The organism is Chromatiales bacterium 21-64-14 (assembly GCA_002255365.1).
In the GTDB taxonomy this organism is placed as follows: Bacteria; Pseudomonadota; Gammaproteobacteria; order 21-64-14; family 21-64-14; genus 21-64-14.
The window spans coordinates 41867-65105 of the sequence record NCBI01000013.1; the positions used below are offsets into that span (position 1 = coordinate 41867).

At 61.9% G+C, this 23239-nt stretch carries 18 protein-coding genes; 3 read left to right on the forward strand and 15 right to left on the reverse strand.

Annotated features, from left to right (window positions below):
- Nucleotides 1-167: 167 nt before the first annotated feature.
- The 5 genes from B7Z66_08055 to B7Z66_08075 form a co-directional block, all read right to left on the reverse strand.
- The gene (locus B7Z66_08055) at nt 168-1205 is read right to left on the reverse strand and encodes a hypothetical protein (GenBank protein OYV76612.1); all 1038 of its coding nucleotides are present in this window, start codon (nt 1203-1205) and stop codon (nt 168-170) included.
- A 383-nt stretch (nt 1206-1588) separates the two neighbouring features.
- Nucleotides 1589-2401: a hypothetical protein gene (locus B7Z66_08060; GenBank protein ID OYV76613.1), complete on the reverse strand. Its 813-nt coding sequence runs from the start codon at nt 2399-2401 to the stop codon at nt 1589-1591.
- Between the two features lie 11 nt (nt 2402-2412).
- Nucleotides 2413-2826: a hypothetical protein gene (locus tag B7Z66_08065; protein ID OYV76614.1), complete on the reverse strand. Its 414-nt coding sequence runs from the start codon at nt 2824-2826 to the stop codon at nt 2413-2415.
- Nucleotides 2827-2922: 96 nt separating this feature from the next.
- Nucleotides 2923-4536: an ABC-F family ATPase gene (locus tag B7Z66_08070; GenBank protein ID OYV76615.1), complete on the reverse strand. Its 1614-nt coding sequence runs from the start codon at nt 4534-4536 to the stop codon at nt 2923-2925.
- Between the two features lie 232 nt (nt 4537-4768).
- On the reverse strand, nt 4769-5446 hold the full coding sequence (locus B7Z66_08075) for a hypothetical protein (GenBank protein OYV76616.1): 678 nt from the start codon (nt 5444-5446) through the stop codon (nt 4769-4771).
- Nucleotides 5447-6128: 682 nt separating this feature from the next.
- Here B7Z66_08075 and B7Z66_08080 point away from each other — a divergent pair.
- Complete coding sequence (locus B7Z66_08080) at nt 6129-7226, forward strand: hypothetical protein (GenBank protein ID OYV76617.1); 1098 nt, start codon at nt 6129-6131, stop codon at nt 7224-7226.
- Nucleotides 7227-7287: 61 nt separating this feature from the next.
- On the opposite strand, the gene B7Z66_08085 is transcribed toward B7Z66_08080, so the two are convergent.
- From B7Z66_08085 to B7Z66_08120, 8 genes are all read right to left on the reverse strand, one after another.
- Nucleotides 7288-8661, reverse strand: coding sequence for a hypothetical protein (locus B7Z66_08085; protein OYV76618.1), 1374 nt, complete (start codon nt 8659-8661; stop codon nt 7288-7290).
- A 460-nt stretch (nt 8662-9121) separates the two neighbouring features.
- Nucleotides 9122-10384, reverse strand: a complete 1263-nt coding sequence (locus B7Z66_08090; GenBank protein OYV76619.1) for a hypothetical protein — start codon at nt 10382-10384, stop codon at nt 9122-9124.
- Nucleotides 10385-11218: 834 nt separating this feature from the next.
- Complete coding sequence (locus tag B7Z66_08095) at nt 11219-11893, reverse strand: two-component system response regulator KdpE (protein OYV76620.1); 675 nt, start codon at nt 11891-11893, stop codon at nt 11219-11221.
- A gap of 23 nt (nt 11894-11916) precedes the next feature.
- Nucleotides 11917-14595 carry a two-component system sensor histidine kinase KdbD gene (locus B7Z66_08100; GenBank protein OYV76621.1) on the reverse strand — a complete coding sequence of 893 codons (2679 nt, stop codon included), beginning with the start codon at nt 14593-14595 and terminating at the stop codon, nt 11917-11919.
- Entirely contained in the window at nt 14588-15175 is a 588-nt protein-coding gene (locus B7Z66_08105) for a potassium-transporting ATPase subunit C (protein ID OYV76622.1), read from the reverse strand. The genes B7Z66_08100 and B7Z66_08105 overlap by 8 nt, the downstream gene beginning before the upstream one ends.
- Nucleotides 15176-15192: 17 nt before the next feature.
- Nucleotides 15193-17268: a potassium-transporting ATPase subunit B gene (locus tag B7Z66_08110; protein ID OYV76623.1), complete on the reverse strand. Its 2076-nt coding sequence runs from the start codon at nt 17266-17268 to the stop codon at nt 15193-15195.
- Between the two features lie 13 nt (nt 17269-17281).
- Nucleotides 17282-19069 (reverse strand): potassium-transporting ATPase subunit KdpA, encoded by a 1788-nt coding sequence (locus B7Z66_08115; protein OYV76624.1) that lies wholly within the window; start codon nt 19067-19069, stop codon nt 17282-17284.
- On the reverse strand, nt 19069-19158 hold the full coding sequence (locus B7Z66_08120; GenBank protein OYV76625.1) for a potassium-transporting ATPase subunit F: 90 nt from the start codon (nt 19156-19158) through the stop codon (nt 19069-19071). Before B7Z66_08120 ends, B7Z66_08115 begins: the two co-directional genes overlap by 1 nt.
- A gap of 643 nt (nt 19159-19801) precedes the next feature.
- Here B7Z66_08120 and B7Z66_08125 point away from each other — a divergent pair.
- A complete protein-coding gene (locus B7Z66_08125; protein OYV76626.1) occupies nt 19802-20149 on the forward strand; it encodes a hypothetical protein in 348 nt (115 codons plus the stop codon).
- A 10-nt stretch (nt 20150-20159) separates the two neighbouring features.
- Here B7Z66_08125 and B7Z66_08130 read toward each other — a convergent pair whose 3' ends face one another.
- The gene (locus B7Z66_08130) at nt 20160-20609 is read right to left on the reverse strand and encodes a MarR family transcriptional regulator (GenBank protein ID OYV76627.1); all 450 of its coding nucleotides are present in this window, start codon (nt 20607-20609) and stop codon (nt 20160-20162) included.
- Nucleotides 20610-20713: 104 nt separating this feature from the next.
- Between B7Z66_08130 and B7Z66_08135 the strand changes: the two genes are divergently transcribed.
- Entirely contained in the window at nt 20714-22639 is a 1926-nt protein-coding gene (locus B7Z66_08135) for a hypothetical protein (protein ID OYV76628.1), read from the forward strand.
- Between the two features lie 389 nt (nt 22640-23028).
- Here B7Z66_08135 and B7Z66_08140 read toward each other — a convergent pair.
- A partial coding sequence (locus tag B7Z66_08140; protein ID OYV76629.1) for an IS630 family transposase occupies nt 23029-23239 on the reverse strand: 211 nt, incomplete at its 5' end.

Sequence of the window (23239 nt, forward strand, 5' to 3'; positions counted from 1 at the left end):
TCGCTACGTACGGGCGATTCGGACAGGTTCCTGGCGGCGTGAGGTGCGCGCGGAAGCGTCCCCGACACCGGCAATCCATTTCAACAAACCCCGGGCGGCCCGGACACCGTTGTAGATTCCGTACCGGCAGGGCTCACGATGCGCGGGCGGCTGGCCTCGCGGCTCCACTAATGGATGACCCAGTAGTGATAATCAAAAAACCGCGGATCCCCCCACGGGATGTCATTACGCCCGTAGAAAATCAAGGCGTCCCCTGCCACCAGCAGGTTTCGGGTCAGAATCGGGGATTCGGGCTCCGGCGGTATCAGCGTGTGGCGCTCCCACTTCCCGCTGGAGAACGGCCGGAAGTAGACCACGTTCTTCTCGAAGGAGCGATAGTAGACCAGCGTATCGCGGGCCTCCCAGTAGACGATGTTGGTCACTTCATAACTGCCATGGGGGCGCGGCGGCACCGGCAGCGTATCCACGAACTCGGTCCGGTTGCGCCCCAGATCGAAGGCCATCAGGCCGGGCCTGCCACCGCTGAGGTGCCCCCCTACCTCGTCGATCATGTACAGCAGGCGGCCCGCGCGGCAAAAATCGCCCCGCTGCCACAGGAAGCCAACCCGCGGGGTCTCCACCACGTCCCACTGGCCCGTGTCGCGATGCCACTCCACCATCGTATTATGGCCAGAGATGCTCACGATCCGCTTGCGCGCCTCATCCCAGCACCCATACTTGAACATCTTCTCGATCCCCGAGCCCACCAGCTTTTCGGGCACCGCGGGAGACTGCTTCGGGATAAACCAGCGTGGGTGTTCTAGATCCAAGCCCATGACGAACGCGCTGTTCAGCTTGTCCGCGGGCACGCCGCACCCGTTGAAGTTGTTCATCCCCACGTAGTTGCCCCCGGCGAGCCAGGCCACGTTCCGCTCCTGGTCGATGACGAAGGCCGCCTGGCAGCGACCGCGATTCCAGGGGGCATCGGGAGTCGGCGGACAAGTCCCCACCTCCTCGCGCCAATCGAATGCCCCGTCGATGGCCGTGGACCAGGCCGCACGCTGATAGGACGATTGGATCGGAGGATAGAAATAATCGCCCGACCCACAGTAGAGCCGCCGGTCGGCCGGATTGTACGCGAAGCTCTCATGCTTCATCTGCCCGCGCAAGCCGCTGTTGGGCATCAGGAAGGAACGGATTTTCAGATCACCGCCGATGATGGGCACCGCGAATCCCTTGCCGTTTCCAGGTCCACCCCACCGGGCGCAAGCACCACCGCACCCAGTCACTCAACGCACCCCAGCCCGGGGAGCAGGCCCTGGCGCCTCATCCAGCGCCTGCTCTGCGAATCATCCGGCGTACCCACGAATCCGTCAACCGCAGTTGGCAGCGGACCGTCGGACACCCCGGCCGGGCAGCCCGTGGGCTGCGGGAAATTGTGTCCCGGGACAACACCCTGTCCGGAATCAGTCCCAGGGCCGGCGGACCACATAAGCTCGAACACTTTGCCGGCGCGTGCGCGGTGTACGGCAGAACCCCGTGCCACTGGCGAGGGAGGGATGCCGTTGGGCTGGGCGGTGCGCACCTGACGGCCTACAGCACCGCCGGTTCAGGGGAACTCAAGTCCGAAGCCGGCCCCGACGTAGCGATCGAAACCACCCAGGTTTCCACTCAGGCGGGCCCCGCCTTCGAGATCGACCTCGAACGTGTCGGTCAGCAGGTATTGTACCCCACCGTCGGCATCCCAACCCGACCCTGCGCCGGGGCCGGTCTGCGTCTGGCCGTAGGTCTCCGCGTAGAGCTGCAGCCGCCCGGTGGGCGCCCAGGTCGCCACAAAATCCGGATTGATGCTGGTGTAACGCCCCCCTCCCGACGCAGTACCGAGCGTTTGAGACGTGGCGCCGAGCATAAGCGACACACTGGTGCTCGGCGTAGGGCTGTAGGCCACAATCCCATTGATGGCGGCCCCGGTACCGCCGCTGCCGAAATTGCGGCTTCCGGAAGGCGCGGTTAGCAGGCCTTCGACCGCGCCGAGCCAGTGCGCCGTATAAGAGAATTCATGCTTGATTCCGACCACTGTGGGCCCGAACCCACTCGCCGCCGGAACCCCGGGCGCTGACTGCCGATTCCCGTTCGGCGGCAACAGGACTAATTCGTTACGCCCCGGTAGGCCTAAGCGCAGTTCCAACTCCGGGAGATTGTACCCGGTCCCGCCGCCCCGTAGGCCAAGGTACTGGCCGCCCGCCTCCACGACCACGCGTCCCTCCGGTACCGCGCAGGCACTGTCGCCGACCGTAGGGCGATCCAGTAGTGCGAGCAGCGCCGCGCGGCCGCCACACGGATCAGGGATCGGCTGCGCGTGCGCTACGGGCTCAAGCACGAAGAGCAGCAACAGACACGGGATGTTGATCCAGCGAAACATTGGCCTAACCCTCAGCTATTACCTCCCCGAAGGGGCCATAACGCGCAAGACATCCACGCCATCAACATTCTCCAGAGGGAAGTATGCCCTATGACTTTCCGGATCAACCACGACAGAATGCGCGTCAAACTCAACGTAGCCACTACCCAACAAATATTGAATACGGTAACCAGGCCAGATCCAAGGTGCGCTATAACCCGTAAACGACGCTGCGGATCCACGCTCTCGTAGTCAAAGCGATCCGTTCTACCGCCCAGCGGAACATCCGGATGCCCTACTGTCAAGGGCAACACGGTCGTCGTAGCCGCGTCAGCGCTCACCCCTAAAACAACGACGAGTGCGAACGCACACAGTGCTCGTATTGCCGAATTCGCCAAGTGGCGTTTCATTTTGCCGGCAAGGCCACTAATTCGCCGCTCATCCATGATTTATGGAATTCGCAATGGAATGTTCCGCTCAGCTGCGCAGGCCGCATAGACGACCGTATTCCATCTGACGGCACCCCGCCCAGCACTTCCCGTTCAGGTGCCGGTCTTGCCCACCACCTCGACGCCCTGGCTGTGCAGATACTCGTCGTAGCTGCCGCTGAAATTGGCCACGCCGTTCGGCGTCAGCTCAATGATGCGGGTCGCAAGCGAGGACACGAACTCGCGGTCGTGGCTCACGAAGATCAGCGTCCCCGGATAATGCTCCAGGGCGGTATTGAGTGACTCGATGGACTCCATATCCAAGTGGTTGGTAGGCTCGTCCATGAACAGAATGTTCGGTCGCTGCAGTATGAGCTTGCCGAACAACATGCGGCCCTGCTCGCCACCGGACAGCACCTTGACCGACTTATTGGTCTCGTCCGAGGAAAACAGCAAGCGGCCGAGCGTGGCGCGGATCACCTGTTCGTCGTCGCCGGGCTTCCCCCACTGGTTCATCCAGTCGAACAAGCGCATGGGCTCGACGAAATCGGCGGCGTGGTCCTGGGCAAAATAGCCGATGTCCGAATTCTCGGACCACTTTATCGTACCCTTGTCGGGCGCCAACTCCCCGACCAGTGTCCGCAGCAACGTGCTCTTGCCGATGCCGTTTGGCCCGATAACCGCGATGCGCTCACCCACCTCTACGGTCAGATCGAGCTTGCTGAACAACGGCGTCCCGCCATACCCCTTGCTCAGGCCAGTCACCTCCAGCGCTCGGCGGTAGAGTTTCTTGGTCTGCTCGAAGCGGATGTACGGACTCACCCGGCTGGACGGTTTGATCTCGTCAAGCTTGATCTTTTCGATCTGCTTGGCGCGCGAGGTCGCCTGCTTGGCCTTGGATGCGTTCGCGGAGAAGCGGCTGACGAAGGATTGCAGATCGGAAATCTGTGCCTTCTTCTTGGCGTTGTCGGCATACAAACGCTCGCGCGCCTGGGTCGAGGCGATCATGTAGTCGTCGTAATTTCCGGGATAAACCCGCAATTCGCCATAGTCCAGATCGGCCATGTGGGTGCACACGCTGTTCAAAAAATGCCGGTCATGGGAGATGATCACCATAGTGCTGTTGCGCGCGTTCAGAACGCCTTCCAGCCAGCGGATGGTGGTGATATCCAGATTATTGGTGGGCTCGTCGAGCAACATGATGTCCGGATCCGCGAACAACGCCTGCGCCAGCAACACGCGCAGCTTCCAGCCCGGCGCGACCGCACTCATAGGACCGGCATGCTGTTCCAGCGGAATGTCCAACCCCAGTAGCAGTTCGCCGGCACGCGCCTCGGCGGTATAGCCGTCCAACTCGGCGAAACGCACCTCCAAATCGGCGACCCGCATGCCCTCTGCTTCGCTCATCTCCGGAAGCGCATAGATGCGTTCGCGCTCCTCCTTCACCCGCCAGAGTTCGGCATGCCCCATGATCACGGTATCCAGCACCGTATATGATTCGAAGGCGAACTGATCCTGCTGCAGCTTGCCCACGCGTTCATTGGCATCGACGCTGACATTGCCCGAGGTCGGCTCCAGATCGCCGCCCAGAATCTTCATCAGGGTGGACTTGCCGCAGCCGTTGGCGCCGATCAAGCCATACCGATTGCCGTCACCGAATTTGACCGAGATGTTCTCGAACAACGGCTTGGGCCCGAATTGCATCGTGATATTAGCGGTAGTGATCAAGGTACTTCTTCCATAATCAATAGGTTAAAAAAGCACCAGGCTTGGCCCTGGGGCCGGCGTGCCGGGCGGTCTACGCAAAAACCGGGTACGGGATAGGGGTACCGCAGAGGACACGGATCGTGCGAGCCACATATTCTCGCATATCCGCCGCGTGCCTGCGACCCGAGGCGCCCCGGAAACCCAAGAGCGGGGTGGAAGACGGGATCCGATCCGATCCCTCTGGGTTCCCGTACTAGACGTCACGCCGGGCGAACCACAGGGTGTGCCGTGCCCCCTTCGACCCATGGGCACGCACACGCACCTCATCCACCGCGAACCCGACCTTGCGCAGCCGTTGCAGAAAATCCGCATCCGGACCCGCCGACCAAACCGCCAGCACGCCCCGAGGACGCAACGCCGCGTAGGCCGCGTTCAACCCGTCTACGCCATAGAGCCAGTCGTTCTCTTTCCGGGTGAGCCCCTCCGGCCCGTTATCCACGTCCAGCAGAATGGCATCGTAGGCCTGCTGCTCGACCGTCAGAATACGCGCCACATCCGCCTCGCGCACGCGCACTCGAGGATCCTGAAGTGGATGACCCGCAACCGCCCCGATCGGGCCCCGATTCCAAGCCACCACCGCCGGCACCAACTCCGCCACCCACACCTCGGCCCGCTCCCCTACGTGCCGCAGCGCCGCAGCCAAAGTGAAACCCATGCCCAAGCCACCGATAAGCAGCCGCGGTTCCAATCCACCCGCAAGCCGGGTACAGGTATGCTCCGCCAGCGCGTCTTCGGAGCCGTGCACCCGGCTGTTCATCAGTTCCCCCTGGCCAACGATGGTGATGGAGAATTCGTCACCCCGCTGGTACAGGCGCAGTACCCCACCGTTGCCAGGCACCTGCGTGCTATCGAGCAAAACCCATGGTGTCATGCCGGTCTCAACCCGTGACTCTCCGTTCGCAACACGCAACCACTCCCGAAATCGTCATAGACCAAGTGCGTTTAGGTCCGCCCTGAATCTTGCTTCCGCAAACATTCCCCAACCGGGTGAGCATGCCCCATCGGTCCCCACGCGACTGCCAGATCACCTGGAAAACATAAATCCGCGCCCTGTTCCCGGCCGCAAGTGCATCCTGGCGACGTCCGGCGCGCAAGCAACGAGGGCATCCGGTATGCTGGCTAGGGTCCACCTTGCGCACCGATCCGGCTAGGGCGTACCTGGCCCCGCAGATGGCACGCGGAAGCCACGCGGGCACGGATATGCCCTACTATGGTAGACCATCGGCTTCGGAAACGACGCACATGACTGTGAATAGCACGTTTTCAACTAAGTACGGCTTTCTCCGTACGTGGCGTTTGCGCGGCATACCGCCGCTACACGATGTCCGTTGCCGCCCGAATGCCCGGTCATGAGCCCGGCAGCCGGTATAGTCTCGTGATTCTGTGAATCAGCGCTCAACTTCGTCACGTCCCGTGCCGCATTATTATGCTAATCGCCTGCCGTCACCACCCCGCCGCCGCAGCGGGTGTGTACATCTGGGGCGTGTTGGTACAATCTCCCGTCCCACGCGGCTTGCGCGCGGCAGGATCACCACAATCCAGAGGAACGTGATATGGCGAATCGGCTGATCAGAACAACCGCGCGCCCGCTAAGCCTGACGATACTGCTCACCTGGCTCACGACAGGCTTTGCAGCGACCGCCCCCTACCCGCCGAGCCCGGTCATAAGCGGGATCACCTGGGACTACTCCAGCCTCCAGCACGCCGCGCAGGGGAGCGACCTGTGGCCGATGACCTGGGCGGACGATGGCAATCTCTATGCTTCCTGGGGCGACGGCGGAGGCTTCGGCGGAAGCAACACCCTGGGGCGCGTCTCGCTCGGTGTCGCACGCATCAGCGGCGGCGCCACCAGCTGGCAGGGAACAAACGTGTTTGGCGGATATCAGGCGGCAGTGCCCGCCACCTTCGACGGCAAATCCGGCGGCCTGATAGCCATCAACCATGTCCTCTACATGTCGGTTACGCAACAGGACACATGGACTTATGGAAAAGTTTGTCAGTCGACCGACTATGCGAAGACCTGGGCCTGCACGGGCTGGGACTGGACACGCCCGTTTAACGGCTTGGCGTTTCTGACCTACGGCCAGGACTACGCAGGCTCGCCTGACAGCTACGTCTATGCCTACAACGACGACTCCGCCAGCGCGGTGGAGACTTCCATAGTGCTGGCGCGCGTGCCGGCGAATCAGATCATGAACCGCAGTGCGTACCAGTTTTTCGCAGGACTGGATTCCAGCGGAAACCCAATCTGGTCATCCGATATAACCCAATACAAGCCAGCATTCACCGATCCAAATGGAGTGACCTTCGGCGTACGCGTCACCTATGATCCCGGCATCAAGCGCTATCTGCTAACCATGGCACACGGTTCAGGCAGCGGCTGGGGCATGTTCGATGCACCCAATCCTTGGGGCCCATGGACTACGGTGGCCTACTACAGCAGTTGGATCGATTCAGTCCCCAAGTTCGGCTTCGGCCTGACACAAAAATGGATGAGCGCGAACGGCACGGGCTTCGAGATGGTGTTCTCCGGCCTCGCGCCGTACGATGCATGGAACACCATCAGCGGCACTTTCCAGCTCGTACCGCTGGCGGCTCCTGCGGGGCCTCCTCCAGCCCCCAGCGGGCTACGGCTCAACGTCAGTCCCTGAGCGTGCCGCCGGCGATCCTCGCGCAGCGCGGTCTGCAAGGCGCGTGCGTCGTTCACGGAAGCTAAGGCCGCACGGTGCCGCGACGCGGCGGAAGCGACATCAACCCACCCGCACCCGCAACGAGCAGGTAGGCACCGAGTGCCGCCGCGCCGCCACCCCAGTCTGATATCGCGAGCAGACGCGCCGCCGCGCCGACAACGATCAAGGCCGCAAGCGCCGCCAAGAAGGCGCGCACGCTGTGCCGAAGTGGCGTTGAACGCACATCCGTCCAGAGCGCCACGCCGTAAAGTACGCCGATCAGTGCGAGCGAAGCGATTGATGCGGCGAGCGCTCCCATCAGACCGAAGAGCGGAATCAGCGCAAGATTCGCGGCCAGCTTGAATGCCGTGCCAATAATTTGCAGCTTTAATCTGCCGAGCTGCCGGCGTGCGGCCAACAGCACGCGCACCGCAGCGATCTCCACGGCATAGAGCAGGGCCAGGAGCGCGGTGACCTGCACCAGGGGTCCGACACTGGCGAAACGATGCCCCAGCAGCGGCACAAACAAACCTGGGACCACGTAATACAGCGCCCACGCCAACAACCCGCCCAGCATCAGCGTGACGCGGAACAGCTCGTGCGCGGCGCTACGAAAATCGCCGTCACTGCTGCCGTAATGACTGCTGAGTCCCGGAAATGCCGCCATACCGACGAATACCAGCGGGGTGACACCTACCTCTACAAACTTCATAACGGACGCGTAGAGCCCAGTCGCCGTCGCGCCGACGAGAATCGACAACATCACCAGATCGACCCGGGTGTAGAGCTGAAAAATGATTTCCGAAACGCCGAACGGCCACGCGGCCTGGATGGTGGGCCAGACCTCCCGCAAACACCCGCACCAACGACGAAAATCACCATGTCGCACAGCGGACACGGAAGCAACCAGCACCAACACGATCCCGGCAGCTGGGTAGGCAAGCAGCGCGGTCGCGAGAGACGCATGGTGGCGCACGATCATCGCCAGAGCCGCTAGAATCGCGGCGCCGCGGCACGCCAGCTCGGCTAGCGCAGGCGCTGCCATGGCCTCGCGTGCGAAGGCGGACACAAACAGGGTACGCGCCAATGCAAGCCCCACCTGATAGGAAGAGAGCAGGACGATCACAACCGTGGTTGCGGCTGAAAGGTGTGCCGCCAGCACGAAGATAACCAGTCCGAGCACGACTACGGCAATTACGGTTAACTGCGCTGCGAGCAGACCGGATAGCGTGGGCTGGCGGCCCTGTGCCAGCGCCTGCGCAGATTCCCTAATCCCGTAGTCGGCGAGACCCAGGTAACAGCACATGTAGATGAGGCCCGCGCTGGCAAAGCCGAGTGCGTACTGCCCGGTCCCGGCGGGGCCGAAGTGGCGCGAGATCACGACAAACAGGACAAAGCTCAAACCATCCGCAGACATCCGAGTCGCGGTGAGCCAAGTGGCATTAGCGAGCCGCTTCACGGATGCCTCGGAAGTTCAGCGACGACGCGACGTACATCCGGCTGGCGGTCGGTTGCAGAACAGAGGCGCGGCACGTTAAGAACGCTGATAGGCACCTTGAGACGACCTCCGCTGGTCAGTGAAGCATGTACGTAACGAGGCCAGCGGCCAACAGCGTGGCGGCCGCCAAATCGCGCCCGGTCCGACCCGTATCCGGACTAGATCCGTACCGGAGACTACGACTTGCGAAGGAGGATAGCAGACCACGCGCCGCCTGTGTGCACGGTCGGTGCCGGCGGCACTGCAGCTCGCCGGATGGGGATCCGTACCGGCCGACTCTTGGCCACCGCCAACTACGCAGACGACTTGAAAGGGAACCACTGCGGCACGCACAGGAGCGCCGACCGCACACGTTGCACGCCATATCCGCCACGCGGCACTAGGCCGGGGGAGTCTCGTCCACCCCCCCTTCCACCCACGCGGTTGTTTGGCGGGCAACTGCCGCGCGAATGAGCCGCTCGTATCCGTCAGTGACGGTACCGACGCCCAGACGGCTCTCCACCACCTTGCGGGCGGCGCCACCCAGGCGCTGACGGTCTGCTCCACTGTCGAGGAGTGTTTCGATCTGCGAGGCGAGCGAAGCCGCGTCACCAGTTTCGAACTTTAAACCATGCTCTCCTTCGGTCACCAAGTCCGAAGCAGCGCCTGGGATGCGCCCACACAGGACCGGCAGCGCGCAGGACATGGCTTCGACCAGCGCAATGCCGAATCCCTCGGCTTCTGAGGGAAACACGAAAACATCGCTGGCCTGCAGATAGCGCTCCACGTCCAAACGCGGGCCGAGCAGCCGGACGTGTTCCTCAATGCCGGCCTCGCGCACCGTCTCCCGTATGCGCGCTTCCATATCCAAAGGCGAAGTCGGTCCGGCACCCGCGCCGATAATGATCAATAGTGCACAGGCGTGTCGCCGCGCTAGGCGCGACCACGCATCAACGAGCGTTGGAAGGCCCTTGCCCTGCACCAACCGGCCGACGTTGGCGACGACTTGTGCATCGGACGGGATCCCGAGCGCCGCGCGCAGCGCAAGCTTTTCGTCTGGACTCACGGGACGAAAACGATCCGTATCCAGGGCATTGGGGATTTGAACTACGCAACGCGCCGGGAAACCATCGGCCTCGGCCTCGCGCGCAAGCGCCGTGGAGATAGCGACGACGAAGCGGGCACGGTGATAAGCCCAATGCCGCACCCCGTGGAGAACGCGGCGCAGCAGGAAACGCAGCGGGCCGGGGATCCGCCCGAGGCTGCGACTGGATATCGCCCCGCTAAACTCACCCGCCTCGGCCGTAACCAGGATCAACGGCGTGCCGCGTATAGCGTTGGCGAGCGCCGGCCCTAGCGCAGTCGCCGAAAACTGGGTGACCAAGACACAGTCGAAACCCGGACGGCGTGAAACGATGCGCCAGAAGGTGCTGAGATTGAGCAGCCATTTGCTTAACACGCCCTGGCCGTAGGGGCGGAAGCGCTCCACGCGGATTCGGTTGCGGATTTCGCGTGCCGATAGGCTGCGCTCGTACCGGCGGGTGAGGACAGTGACGTTATGTCCACGGTGGGTCAACTCTCCCGCCAGCAACGCGACCTGCGTCTCTATACCGCCGATGTGCGGGGCGAACCGGTTGCTTACGATAGCGATACGCACGGGCATCTACCCTGCGCGGCGGTACGTCCGGGTACCGGTGGCGTGGCCTCGTTGGGGGCATCCGATGAATTCCAGTCGGACAGACCGAACGTCACAAACGATTACGAATTCTTCTTTAATCGATTAATCCTGTCTTCCCCAGATAGCCGCAGTACCCACCCGTGGGATTCCTACCAGTCCGCGCCCACGATTCATCAGCGTAGCCCCTTGCCGGCGCGGCCCAACAAGCCGCCATGAACATAGCATCAAAATTGCGCCTGGCTGTCATCCAAAAGTGCGCTTGCAGCGCGCCGATCGGTGACATCCTGTTGGCAACGCGCTCAAAAAGCTTAGCACCGCACAAAATCTGTATCTGTCACTTATTACACTACACGAGAACGCGCGCGGCATCAGAGCACGGCAAGCGGTGGGATTACCGCCCACGCCGACCCATCTGGATCCCGCCCGCACGCGATAAGGTGGTCGCTATAAGCAATCACATCCTGCCGAACGATGGGGTTGAACTACTTTTCCCTGGTTGCCTGCCCATAATTCGGCGATGGCGTACGCACGTCTTCGGTGATTTTGCAGGCCAATATCCGAAATCCACGGCGTACCTCCACGGCGTACCAGTCGGATACATATAAGTACTGAAGGGCTAAATGGTTACATGCCCTTCAAGGCCTTGTAAACAATTGGCGGAGAGCGTGGTTCTACGTTATTTATATAATACAGCTATAATTCAATATGTTATGTTTAACGGTAACTTCGAAGTTGTACCAGTTATTTGTACCACATTATCAAGCCAAGTCTCTCACTTCGCAACGCCCCACCATTGCGCACTTATCGAAACCGCTCGGTTTAGCTTCCATCGGGTAAAAAACGATAGCCCACACCCGTCTCGGTGAGAAAGAATCGCGGCCGTGTCGGGTCGTCTTCCAGCTTGTGGCGTAGGTGGCCCATGTAGATGCGCAGGTAATGGCTGTGCTCCACATAGGACGGCCCCCACACATCGTGTAGCAGTTGGCGGTGGGTCAGCACCCTCCCGGGATGACCGAGCAGTGTGAGCAGCAGGTGGTATTCGCGCTGGGTAAGATGGACTTCTACGTCGCTCTTGAGGATACGGCGGGCAACCAGATCAACGCTGACATTGCCGAACTCCACCCTTGCCTCCGGTCCGCTCAGTTGCGGCTGGCGGCGCAGGGCGGCGCGCACCCGGGCCAGCAGTTCAGTGACGCCAAATGGTTTGCCCAGATAGTCGTTGGCCCCGAGATCAAGCGCCTCCACCTTGTCGGTCTCATCCACGCGGGCGGACAGGACGACGATGAACAGTCCGCTCCAGGCGCGTACACTGCGGATGAGGTCTAAACCGTCACCGTCGGGCAGCCCCAGATCAAGGATGATAAGTTCAGGCTTGTGGGTACTTGCTTCGATAAGACCGCGTGCCATGGTGTCGGCCTCGAACACGCGATAACCTTCTCCCTCAAGAGCGTGCTTCACGAATCGCCGGATTTCCCATTCGTCTTCTACGACCAGGATGCCGGCTTTGTGGTCGATGACTACTCTCCTTCCTCAACCGCAGCGGGCAGCGGCTCCAGGGGCAGAGTGAAGCGGAAACGGGCGCCACCCTCTGGGCGGTTGTCGGCGCGAATCCGCCCACCATGGGCTTCCACGATGGCCCGGCTGATGGCGAGCCCCAGCCCCACACCAGGTATAGCCGTTTCCCGGTCGCCACGGGCAAAGCGCTCGAAGATGGCCTCTTCGTGGCCCGGCGAAATTCCAGGACCCACATCCCAAACCTCCACCTCCAACATTTTGTCATTGATGCGCGCCGTGATTCCCACATGCGTGCCGTCCGGAGTGTACTTGGTGGCATTTTCCAACAGATTGACCAACACCCGTTCTATGGGCAGCGCGTCGCAGCGCACCAGGGGTAGGTCGGCCGGCAGGTGCACCGTGACTGGATGGTTGCAGAGTATGCTGTCCACCTCACGCAGCGCAGAACTGACGATTTCCTCAATGGACTGCCAGTCGCGCCGCAGCTTGACCTCACCAGATTCCAGGCTGGCCATTTGCAGCAGATTATCAACGATACGGAATGTGGAACGGGCCTGGCGGCCGATGGCTTCGACCTGGGCGCGTTGCCCGGTGGTGCCATTGGCTATGCTGAACGACAGCGTTTCGGCGAGGCCCATCAGAGCGGTAAGCGGCGTGCGCAGATCGTGCGAGAGGGCAGCCAGCAGGGAATTGCGTAGACGGTCCGATTCCATCTTAATGAGAGTGTCCCGTGCCACAGTGACGAAATGAATGCGTTCGAGCGCGATACCGATGAGCGCGGCGAAGGCTTCCAGCCGGCGCTGCTGTTCCGGCAGAAACCCCCTCGAGGGCGCGTTTTGATTCACCACCAACACGCCGCGCACACGCATGGGCGCTACGAGGGGAAGGTACTGGTGCGGGTGGCCCGGTAGGCTGCTGGTGCCCGCGCCGGCCGGCTCGCCGTGATCGAAACACCATTGCGCTACGCCCCGATCGAGGTCGTCGGAACTTTCGGTGCCTGCGTGCAATTTTCCATCATCGTCAGGCAAAATGATGTGCGTACTGGCCTGGGAGCTGGATTGTAAACTGCGACGGCTGATGTCCATCACCTGCTCTACCGTCAGGGCGGAGGACAGCGCTCGCGCGAACTCGTAGAGGTTGCGCGCCCGGCTTTCGCGGTAACGGGCCATGCGGGCCTCATAGCGCAGACCGGCCGTGAGATGGCCGATGACGAGGCCAACAATGAGCATGACGGCGAAAGTAAGCAAATATTGTACGTCGCTGACGGAAAAGTTGAAACGGGGTGGAACGAAAAAGAAATCGAAAGACAGCACACTCAGCATCGCCGCCAGCACCGAGGGGCCGCGACCGAAGCGGTATGCGATGACCACCACGCCAAGCAGGAACAGCATTACGATGTTGGCGCGGTCGAAAAATAGCAGGAGCGGCGTGGCCAGCAAGGTCACTGCCGCGCACATTACCACGGCGTAGGCGTAGTGAAGCAGCGGGCTGTGGGTTGCGTGCCCTGGGGCAACATCCTGCCGTTGGGGTGGATTGAAAGCAGGCTTCCGGGCCACGGTTAGAATATCAATGTCACTCGCGAGCTGCTCAAGCCGGCGCATGAACGATTGCCAGCTCCAGCGGCCGCTGTTAGGCCCACGTCCCAGCACGATGCGGCCCAAATTATGCTGTCGTGCATAATCTATGACCGTGGCCGGAGCATCCTGGGCCGCCAACACAGTTGTTTCCGCTCCCAATTGCTCGGCCAGCTTCAGGGTGGCCAGCACCGCCTCACGACGGGCAGCCGGCAGACGTTCCAGGCGCGCTGTCTCGACATAGACGCAATGCCATTCAGCCTGGCGGCGGGCCGCCAAGCGCGCTGCCACTCGCACCACGCGCCCATCCAGGTCCTCCGGGCCGATGCAGGCCAAGACACTGTCGCCCGTCTGCCAGACCGGGCTTTGGAGGACCGTACGGCGCACGCCCTGCATCTGCTCGTCTACGCGCTCGGCAGTACGCCTCAGTGCCAGTTCTCGCAGGGCTATCAGATTGCCCTTTCGGAAGAAATTCTCGATGGCGTAGGAGGCTTGCGCGGCTAGGTAAACCTGCCCACGCTTGAGCCGGGCGATCAGATCGTCCGGGGGCAGGTCCACCAACAGAATTTCTTCAGCATGATCAAAAACACGGTCCGGTACCGTTTCCCGCACGCGTATGCCGGTAACGCTGCCGACCACGTCGTTGAGACTTTCCAGGTGCTGGACATTGAGCGTGGAGTAGACGTCAATCCCGGCGTCGAGCAGCTCCGCGACGTCCTGCCAACGCTTTAAACGACGCGAGCCTGGCGCGTTACTGTGAGCCAACTCGTCCACGAGGAGTACTTCTGGATGGCGCTGCAACGCGGCATCCAGGTCGAAGTCCAGCAACGTGTTGCCCCGATAGGCCACCTCCCGCAAGCGCAGCACCTCCAACCCTTCGAGCAAGGCCGCGGTTTCGCTACGGCTGTGGGTTTCGACCACACCGACTACCACGTCGTGCCCCTGCGCGAGCAGTTGGCGGGCGGCCGACAGCATGCTGTAGGTCTTACCAACGCCGGCGCAGGCGCCAAAGAAAATCTTCAATTTTCCGCGCCTGACCTTGGCATCTTCCCGCTGAACCTGGGCCAGCAGGGCGTCCGGCGAAGGGCGTTGGTCGGTGTCAGTCAACGCGGCTTACCTTTAATCTATCCAAAGCGAGATTGAGCTTCAGCACATTGACCCGGGGCGTGCCGAACAGCTGCAGCCAGGGATGCCGCGCCTCCCGGGCGATCAAGGTGTGCACCTGCGCGAGGGTAAGATGGCGCGCGCGTGCTATCCGCGGCGCCTGATATTCTGCTGCCGCGAGCGAAATGTCCGGGTCCAGACCGCTGGCTGAATCAGTGACCAGATCAACCGGAATGGGCATCGGGTTGTTCGGGTCGGCCGCATTCAATGCCGCAATGCGACTCTTCACGGCATCAATTAGCGCTGGGTTCGTGGGGCCGAGATTGGAACTGCCGGAAGCAAGTGCGTTGTCAGGGTAAGGTGAGGTGGCAGACGGCCGGGCCCAGAAATAGCCGGGCGACGTAAAGTTCTGACCGATCAACGCGGACCCTACGAGACGGCCGTCCACCGCCAGCATCGAGCCATCGGCACGCCATGGGAACAGCGCCTGGGCCAAGCCGGTGACGGCGAGTGGATAGATCACTCCGGTGAGCATGGTCAGTAGCAGAAACAGGCTGAGCGCCGGGCGAAGGAGCGCTTTCATGGCGGTTCCCCTTAAGTTTAGTGCAGGCCCATAGTGGTCAGCAGCAAGTCGATAAGCTTGATACCGATGAACGGTGCGATCAGGCCGCCAAGACCGTAAATCAACAGATTGCGCTTCAACAGCACGTCCCCACCCAGCGGTAGATAGCGTACGCCCCGCAGCGCCAGCGGAATGAGCGCGACGATGATCAGGGCATTGAAGATTACCGCCGAGAGTATCGCGGAGTCGGGTGAGGTCAGGTGCATGATGTTCAGCGCGCCGAGCTGCGGATAAGTCGCGACGAAGGCGGCGGGAATGATGGCAAAGTACTTGGCGACGTCATTAGCAATGCTGAAGGTCGTCAGTGCGCCGCGCGTCATCAGCATTTGTTTTCCGATTTCCACCACCTCGATGAGCTTAGTGGGGTTGGAATCCAGATCTACCATATTGCCCGCTTCCTTAGCCGCTTGGGTGCCGCTGTGCATGGCCACGGCAACATCGGCCTGCGCCAAGGCAGGCGCATCGTTGGTCCCATCACCGGTCATCGCCACGAGCCGACCTTCACCCTGGAACTTGCGGATCAACGCAAGTTTGTCCTCCGGCGTAGCCTCGGCGAGAAAGTCGTCCACGCCCGCTTCAGCGGCGATGGCAGCAGCAGTCAGCCGGTTGTCGCCGGTGATCATCACGGTGCGGATACCCATGCGGCGCAGCTGGGAAAAGCGCCCCTTGAGGCCACCTTTGACTACGTCCTTGAGTTCGATCACACCCAGCACTCTCGCGCGCTCGCCGGCGATCTCGGCCACCACGAGAGGAGTGCTGCCGCGGCGCGCGACGGCCTTCACTGACTGAGCCACGGCTTCCGGATAGCTGCCACCCTGGGCCTCTATCCAGGAGCGCACGGCATCGGCCGCGCCCTTGCGGACTTGGCGCTTAGGCAGGTCCACGCCACTCATGCGGGTATGTGCGGAGAAAGGCACGAAGCTGGCCTTTAGATCGTGTACGTGGCGCTCGCGCAGCGCAAATTTCTTGGCCAGCACCACGATGCTACGGCCCTCGGGAGTTTCGTCCGCCAGGGAGGCCAGCTGACCGGCGTCAGCCAATTCCCGCTCGCCCACACCCAGTGCGGGCAGAAATGTGCTCGCCTGACGGTTACCGAGCGTGATCGTTCCGGTCTTGTCCAGTAGCAGCACGTCCACGTCCCCGGCAGCCTCAATGGCCCGACCTGAAGTGGCAACCACGTTGGCAAGAAGCATCCGACCCATGCCCGCAACACCAATCGCCGACAGGAGCCCTCCGATCGTCGTAGGGATCAGACATACGAGCAGTGCGACCAGCACAGTAAGCGTGACGGGGAGTCCGCCGTGGCTGGACCGCACCGCATAGATGGAAAACGGCAACAGGGTCACCGTCACCAGCAGAAACACCAGTGTTAGGGCCACCAGAAGGATGGTCAGCGCAATTTCATTGGGAGTCTTGCGCCGCTTCGCGCCCTCCACGAGGCTGATCATGCGGTCGAGGAATGACTCGCCGGGGTTGGACGAGCAGCGTACCACGACCCAGTCGGAGAGTACGCGGGTGCCGCCCGTAACGGAGGAAAAATCACCGCCGGATTCGCGAATAACCGGAGCAGATTCGCCGGTGATGGCGCTCTCGTCCACCGAGGCTACACCCTCGATTACCTGCCCATCGCAGGGCACGAAGTCGCCTGCTTCCACCAGCACGACGTCATCGCGGTGCAGATCGTCACCAGACACCGCGGTCCACGCGGCGCCATGGCGCGCCTCTTGGAGCTTCTTTGCCGAGACGGTCTTTTTCATACTACGCAGCGAAACGGCCTGGGCGCGTGCGCGGCTCTCGGCCAGCGCTTCGGCGAAGTTGGCGAACAGTACAGTGAACCACAGCCACAGCGTAACCGCACCGCCGAACCACGCGGGCGCGTCGCCCCGGCTTACTAGCGCGTGGACCCAAAGCGCGCTGGTAAACAGGCTGCCCACATAAACAACGAACATCACCGGGTTGCGCCACTGCACCCGCGGATCGAGTTTGCGCAGCGATTCCAGCAGCGCGTGCCTAACCAAGCTGTGGTCAAACAGTGTGAGCGTCTTGCGAGTCATCGCATCGGGTCCTTCAATGGCCAGCCCACAGGCGCAGATGTTCGACGACGGGGCCCAGGGCCCAGGCTGGGAAAAAATTCAGTGCGCCCACTAGCAGCAGCACACCTATCAGCAGGCTGATGAACAAGGCCCCATGGGTAGGCAGCGTGCCGCTGCCGGCTGGGACGTGTTTCTTTCCGGCGAGCGAACCGGCCAGGGCCAGTAGCGCCACCATCACCACGAAGCGGCCGAACAGCATGGTCACGCCTAGCCAGTTGTTGTAGAAAGTGGTGTTGGCCGAGAGGCCTGCGAAAGAGCTGCCGTTGTTATTTGCCGCCGAAGTGAAGGCGTATAGCATTTCGGAGAACCCATGCGCGCCAGGGTTGGCGAGTCCCGCCGACCCTGCCGGTAACATTGCTGCCAGTGCCGTTCCCAACAGCACCAGCGCTGGCATTAGTAGTACAGCGATTGAGACCATCTTCATGTCGAAGGCGTCTATTTTCTTGCCCACATATTCCGGAGTACGGCCAATCATTAAACCACCAGCGAACACCGCAACCAGAACAAACACCAACATGCCCGCGAGGCCCAAGCCCACTCCGCCGAAAATGGTCTCACCTAGTTGCATCAATATCATTGGTACGAGCCCACCCAGCGGCGTATAGGAATCAATCATCGAGTTCACGGCACCGCAGGAGGTGGTAGTGGTCACGGCGTTGAACAACACCGACGCGGCGATGCCAAAGCGGGTTTCCTTGCCCTCCATATTGCCGCCGGACTGTAGTGCGCTATGGATCTGGTCCACCCCCAGCGCGCCGATCGCAGGATTGCCTTGGTATTCGGCCAAGGCAAGGGCGGTTACGGCGACGACGAAAATTAGCACCATAGCGCCCAGCAGCGCCCAGCCCTGGCGGGTGTCGCCCACCGCAACGCCGAAAGTGTAAACCAGTGCCGCCGGGATCAGCAGTACTGCGAGCATTTCCAGGAAGTTGGTGAGTGCGTTGGGGTTCTCGTACGGGTGTGCCGAGTTCGCGTTGAAAAAGCCACCACCGTTGGTACCCAATTCCTTGATGGCCTCCTGAGAAGCCACCGGGCCCATGGGAAGGGTCTGTTGCGCCACGACGACGATTTCATTGGTGCCCCGCCGGTCGGGCCGGGCCGCGGCATCGAGTTTGCGCGGAACGTAGCTTGTCGGCTCGAGTGTGTTGACGTTCTGGTACGCCGCAAAGTTCTGGATAACGCCCTGGCTGGTCAATGCCAGTGCCAACATCATCGACAAAGGCAGCAGCGCGTACATAGTTATGCGGTAGAGGTCAATCCAGAAGTTCCCGATATCCCCCGTGCTGTGGCGCGCGAAACCGCGGATTAGCGCAAACGCCACGGCAATACCTGACGCGGCGGAAAGAAAATTCTGCACTGCCAGGCCCACCATCTGCGTCAGGTAGCTCATGGTGGACTCACCGGCATAACCCTGCCAATCGGTATTGGTTACGAAACTGATCGCGGTATTGAAACTGGAGTCCGGGCTGACGGCCTCGAGGTGCTCGGGGTTGAGCGGCAGCGAGATCTGCAGACGCTGTAGCGCATACAGCGCCAGGGTGCCGATCAGACTGAAGACGAGCAGAGTCAGCGCATACTCGCGCCAGTCCATGTCGCGCTTCGTGATCCCGCACAGGCGAAACACCCGCGCCTCGATGCGGGCGAATGGCGTCCACGCTGGGCGATCATCCATGATCCAGGCGAAGTAGCGGCCCAATGGCCGCACTGTGGCTAGTAGGACTAGCAACAGGGCTGCCAGTAATACGAAGAATCCGGTGATAATTAGAAATCCTCCGCACGAAACAGGGCATACAGGAGATAGGCCAACAGGCCGAGCGCCGCCAATCCACCGCCAAGGTAGAAAGCGTCCATGTCATTTCCTTCCCATCAATCCCGCGAAAATTGGGATAAGAGACCCTGTTAGCGCAAACAGGAGGATAATCAGCAGCAGGTAGAAGGCGTCCAATGCAGTAGCCCAGAAAAATGAAACGCAGTGCCGCATGACCGGCCTGGCGAATATTCCCGGTAAAGATTAGACACGTCGCTGTAAAAAAGGTGTAAATATTCCACCGCGGGAAAGGCGTTACCAAAGATTCCGGGCCGCAGCGGCATGCGGCCGGTCATTTACCCGATTGCGGGCCGCTATGACCCATCAGGCGCTGCGACTCATGGACCGGCAGACCACTTTCCAGTTGATGGGTGGCAGGTGTGCCGCAAGCCGTGGATGCCGCCTATCTTCCCCACCCTGCCGCGCACCTTGGCGCGGCGAAAGACCCTCTGGGCCGTGGTAATGCTGAGAGGCCGGGTTTCCTATTTGCCACAATTTTTTTGTATTATTTCGACGGGATATAACTGTTGAAATTGCGACCGGTGTACCACGCAAGCTTGCTCGCGAGGTAGAAATCGCATCGAATGATCGATGCGCACCAGCCCCGCGACCACCAGCACGCCCTTGGGCGAGAGCGCCTTGGCCACCGCGCCCTCCGGGTAGCCGAGCACGCGGGCGAGCAGCGCGATGACCCCGCGGCTCGAAAGCTCGCCGATCCGGGTGCAGCGCGACCGCGAAGAGGACCCGCTCCCGCCCGACCTCCTCGAGCCCGAGCCATTCCCCGAGGCGGCACACGTTCTCGAAGAGCAGCCCTTTGCGCCGCACCGGCGCCCCGCTTCAAGCGCCGCCGGGCGCCGGTGCGGCGCAACCGCTTCGACACAGGCAGCACTCCGCCCGAACAGCTCGGCCATGCACTTCGAATCGACGAGATGGGCGAGCGCACAGCCAAAGAGGGGGCAGTCGGGTCAGCCCGGGACGCTCACGCGGTGTCTACGATTCGTTGTCGAGCTCATGAGTCGTGGGTTGCTCGAGTAGTGGTGAGCGGTCAGGTGTCCGGCGAAGGTCGTGACCCTGGGAAACCGTGTGCGGGTTGGACCGACACCAATCCATCCCAGAGGGTGGACATCTGACGGGTGAGCCGCTTGAGCTCCTCGACGTGGACAGCTGCGAGGGCTTCGAGGCGTGCTGCGCCAGGGTTGGTGAGGCGCACGCGTACGACACGGTGATCGTCAGGATCCCGTTCTCGGAGGACTAGGCCTGCGCCCTCAGCGCGGTCGACCAGTCCGACGACGCTGTGATGACGTAGCAGGAGGTAGTCGGCGACTTCGCCGATCGTCGGGCCCCGTTGGTCGCTGTGGCCTCGGACGGCAAGGAGGAGCTGGTGCTGTGTCGGGGTGAGGCCGGCAGCTCGCGCTTGCTGCTCGCTCCAGCGTTGGAATCGTCGTAAGCCGGTCCGCATTACCAGAAGCCGGGTGTAGAGGTTATTTGACACCATCACCCGAGCTATTATATCGTGTAACGATTAATTTTTCCAACTCTGACTTTCTCGTGTCGGCGGCCGGTACTGTGCTCGGCGCCGGGGCGCCGGAGTGGCCTGACATGGGTAACACCGACCTCGGCGGATCCGACGGGCAACCTCACGATGAGGCGCAGCCGGTGAGCGATAGGTCCTTTGGCGACTCGCAAAGCGGTGAACGGACCGGCTCGAGTAGCCCTCGAGGCGCCGCTGACATTTCGGTCGGATCTGTTGCGGCCAGCGGTGATAGAGACCGCAGCGTGGAGTGTGCTCGCTGGCGGTCAGCGATCCGGCGGATGCGACTCGGTGCCCGCAATGGCCGATCCACAGCGAGAGCGGTGCATAAAGAGGTCAGTCTGGGGACGTCGCCGTCACGGATGGCGGTGCTGGCCCTACTCGGCCTCGTCCTCGGTGGTGTGGGTGGTGTGGCCGCCTACCTCATCGTCCATCTGGTGGGGCTGATCAGCAACCTGGCGTTGCTCCATCGGGTAGGGTTTAACTTGCCAGACCTGCAGGACTATCACCCGTCGTGGGTCCTGGTGCCGATCGCGCTTGGCGGCGCGGTTGTGGTCGTAGGGCTCGCCAAGTGGTGCCCGATCATCAAAGGTCACGGGATCCCCGAGGCCCTCGAAGCCATATTGTTCCGCGAAAGCCGAGTAACGCCTCGAGCGGCGCTGGCCAAGCCGGTGTCGGCGGCAGTGGCGATGGGCACGGGCGGTCCGTTCGGCGCTGAAGGTCCGATCATCGTCACCGGCGCCTCGATCGGTTCTCTTCTCGGTCAGTTGTTGCCGGTCAGTACGGCCGAGCGTCGTATCCTGCTCGCCACTGGTGCTGCCGCCGGCATGGCCGGTGTGTTCGCGACCCCGATCGCCGCGGTGATCCTGCCGCTCGAGCTGCTGGTATTCGAGCGATCCCTTCGTGCTCTGCTACCGCTCTGCGTCGCCACGGCGGTGGCGACGGCGCTGCACGAGGTGTTGATAAGCGCACATCCTCTTTTCCCCTTGGACTACATTCCCCACGTACCGCCTGTGCAGCTGCCGCTGTTCGCTGTCGTGGGCTTGGCTGCGGGGGTTCTCGCAGTGGTGCTGAATCGGGGCTTGTTCGCTGTCGAAGAGATCTTTCGGCGGCTCCCGGTCCCTGAATGGTCGCATCCAATCATCGGTGCGCTCGGCTACGCCCTGATCGGACTCGGCGTTCCTGGCTCGTTGTCGGTCGGTTACTGGGCCATCACCAACGCCGTCAACGGCCGCTTCCTGCTCGGCGCCGCCGCGGCGCTGTTTGTAGCCAAGATGTGCTCGTGGTGGGTTGGGCTTGGCTCCAACACCTCAGGGGGTACGCTCGCGCCGATGTTCCTGGTCGGGGCGTGCATGGGCGAGATGATCGGCATCGGTTTCGCCCATGCGTTTCCCGGCGCTCATATCCAACCCGGAGCCTTCGCCCTGGTGGGCATGGGCGTCACCTTCGGTGTCGGTGCCAGGGCGTTGCTCACCGGCGTCGTATTCGCGGCCGAGGTCACTGGAGGCTTCGCGCTGCTCCTGCCTTTGCTGCTGGCGACTGCCGTGGCCGAGCTCGTAGTCGAACAGGGTCTCGGCGAACGGATCATGACCGACAAACTATTTCATCGTGGCTTTCGAGTCGACTTCGACACCCAGACCGACCCCCTGCGGATGCGGATTGTCGCCGCAGTCATGGACCCGATTCCACAGGACGGCACGGTGTCGACCGCCCCCTCGTGCACGGATCCGACGGTGGACCGTTGGGCGTACCTCGCCGACGCGTTGCCGTATCTCCTCCAGCCGAGCTGTTCCAGAGTCGCGGTGACCGATCAGACGAAAGTGGTCGGCTATGTCACTCGGGAACACGTCGATGCCGAGTTGCGGCGGCGCGCGTCAGAAGAGGACATCGTGCTACCCACGCTGAAATGGCTCAAGCTACCGTGGATGGCCCGACGCACCCCAGCCGACTCCCGCACCAACGCACGCTCGGAAGCTGTTGCCGAGGAAGATTGAGCCGAGAAGGCTCGCACCCAGCCCTGAGCGAGCACCGACCGGCCAAAATGTGAACCCAACCATACGGAGCCCGGCCCAACCTGCGAGCAGACGCGGGTCGGCGGTTCGATGGCATTGATTGCTTGGCGCAGGAGCGCCGCCGGATGTCGGGCCAATACAGAGGCCCAGGTCTCGATCCGGTGTTACCCGGCTTTTTGATCTCGGAATCTGCACCAACCGATTTTTCTGTAATCCCCCCATTTTTGATCAGATCCAGACATTGGAGCAGCGCTTAAAGAGGCTCTGTCGAATTTGGATTAAGTCCCACCGTCTCATTCTGCTCGCGGATCATTGCCTCCAGCCTGCGCCCGCGGGCGTTTGCCACCTATTGATTCGGCCCTTAAACAGTATCAAGCGGCGTACTTGACGCGTGGATCGCGGAAGTAGGCTTTGACGCGCTCGGGTTCGCTACCGATCACCACCATGTGTTCTTCCGTGGCGGCACGAAGTTTGGCTTTGGTCCGTGCCGGTACGTTGCGGCGAATGACGTGTTTGAGATCGGCATTGAGACGTTCCTCGGGATTGAGTTCGGGGCTGTAGCTGGGCAGATAGAACACTTCC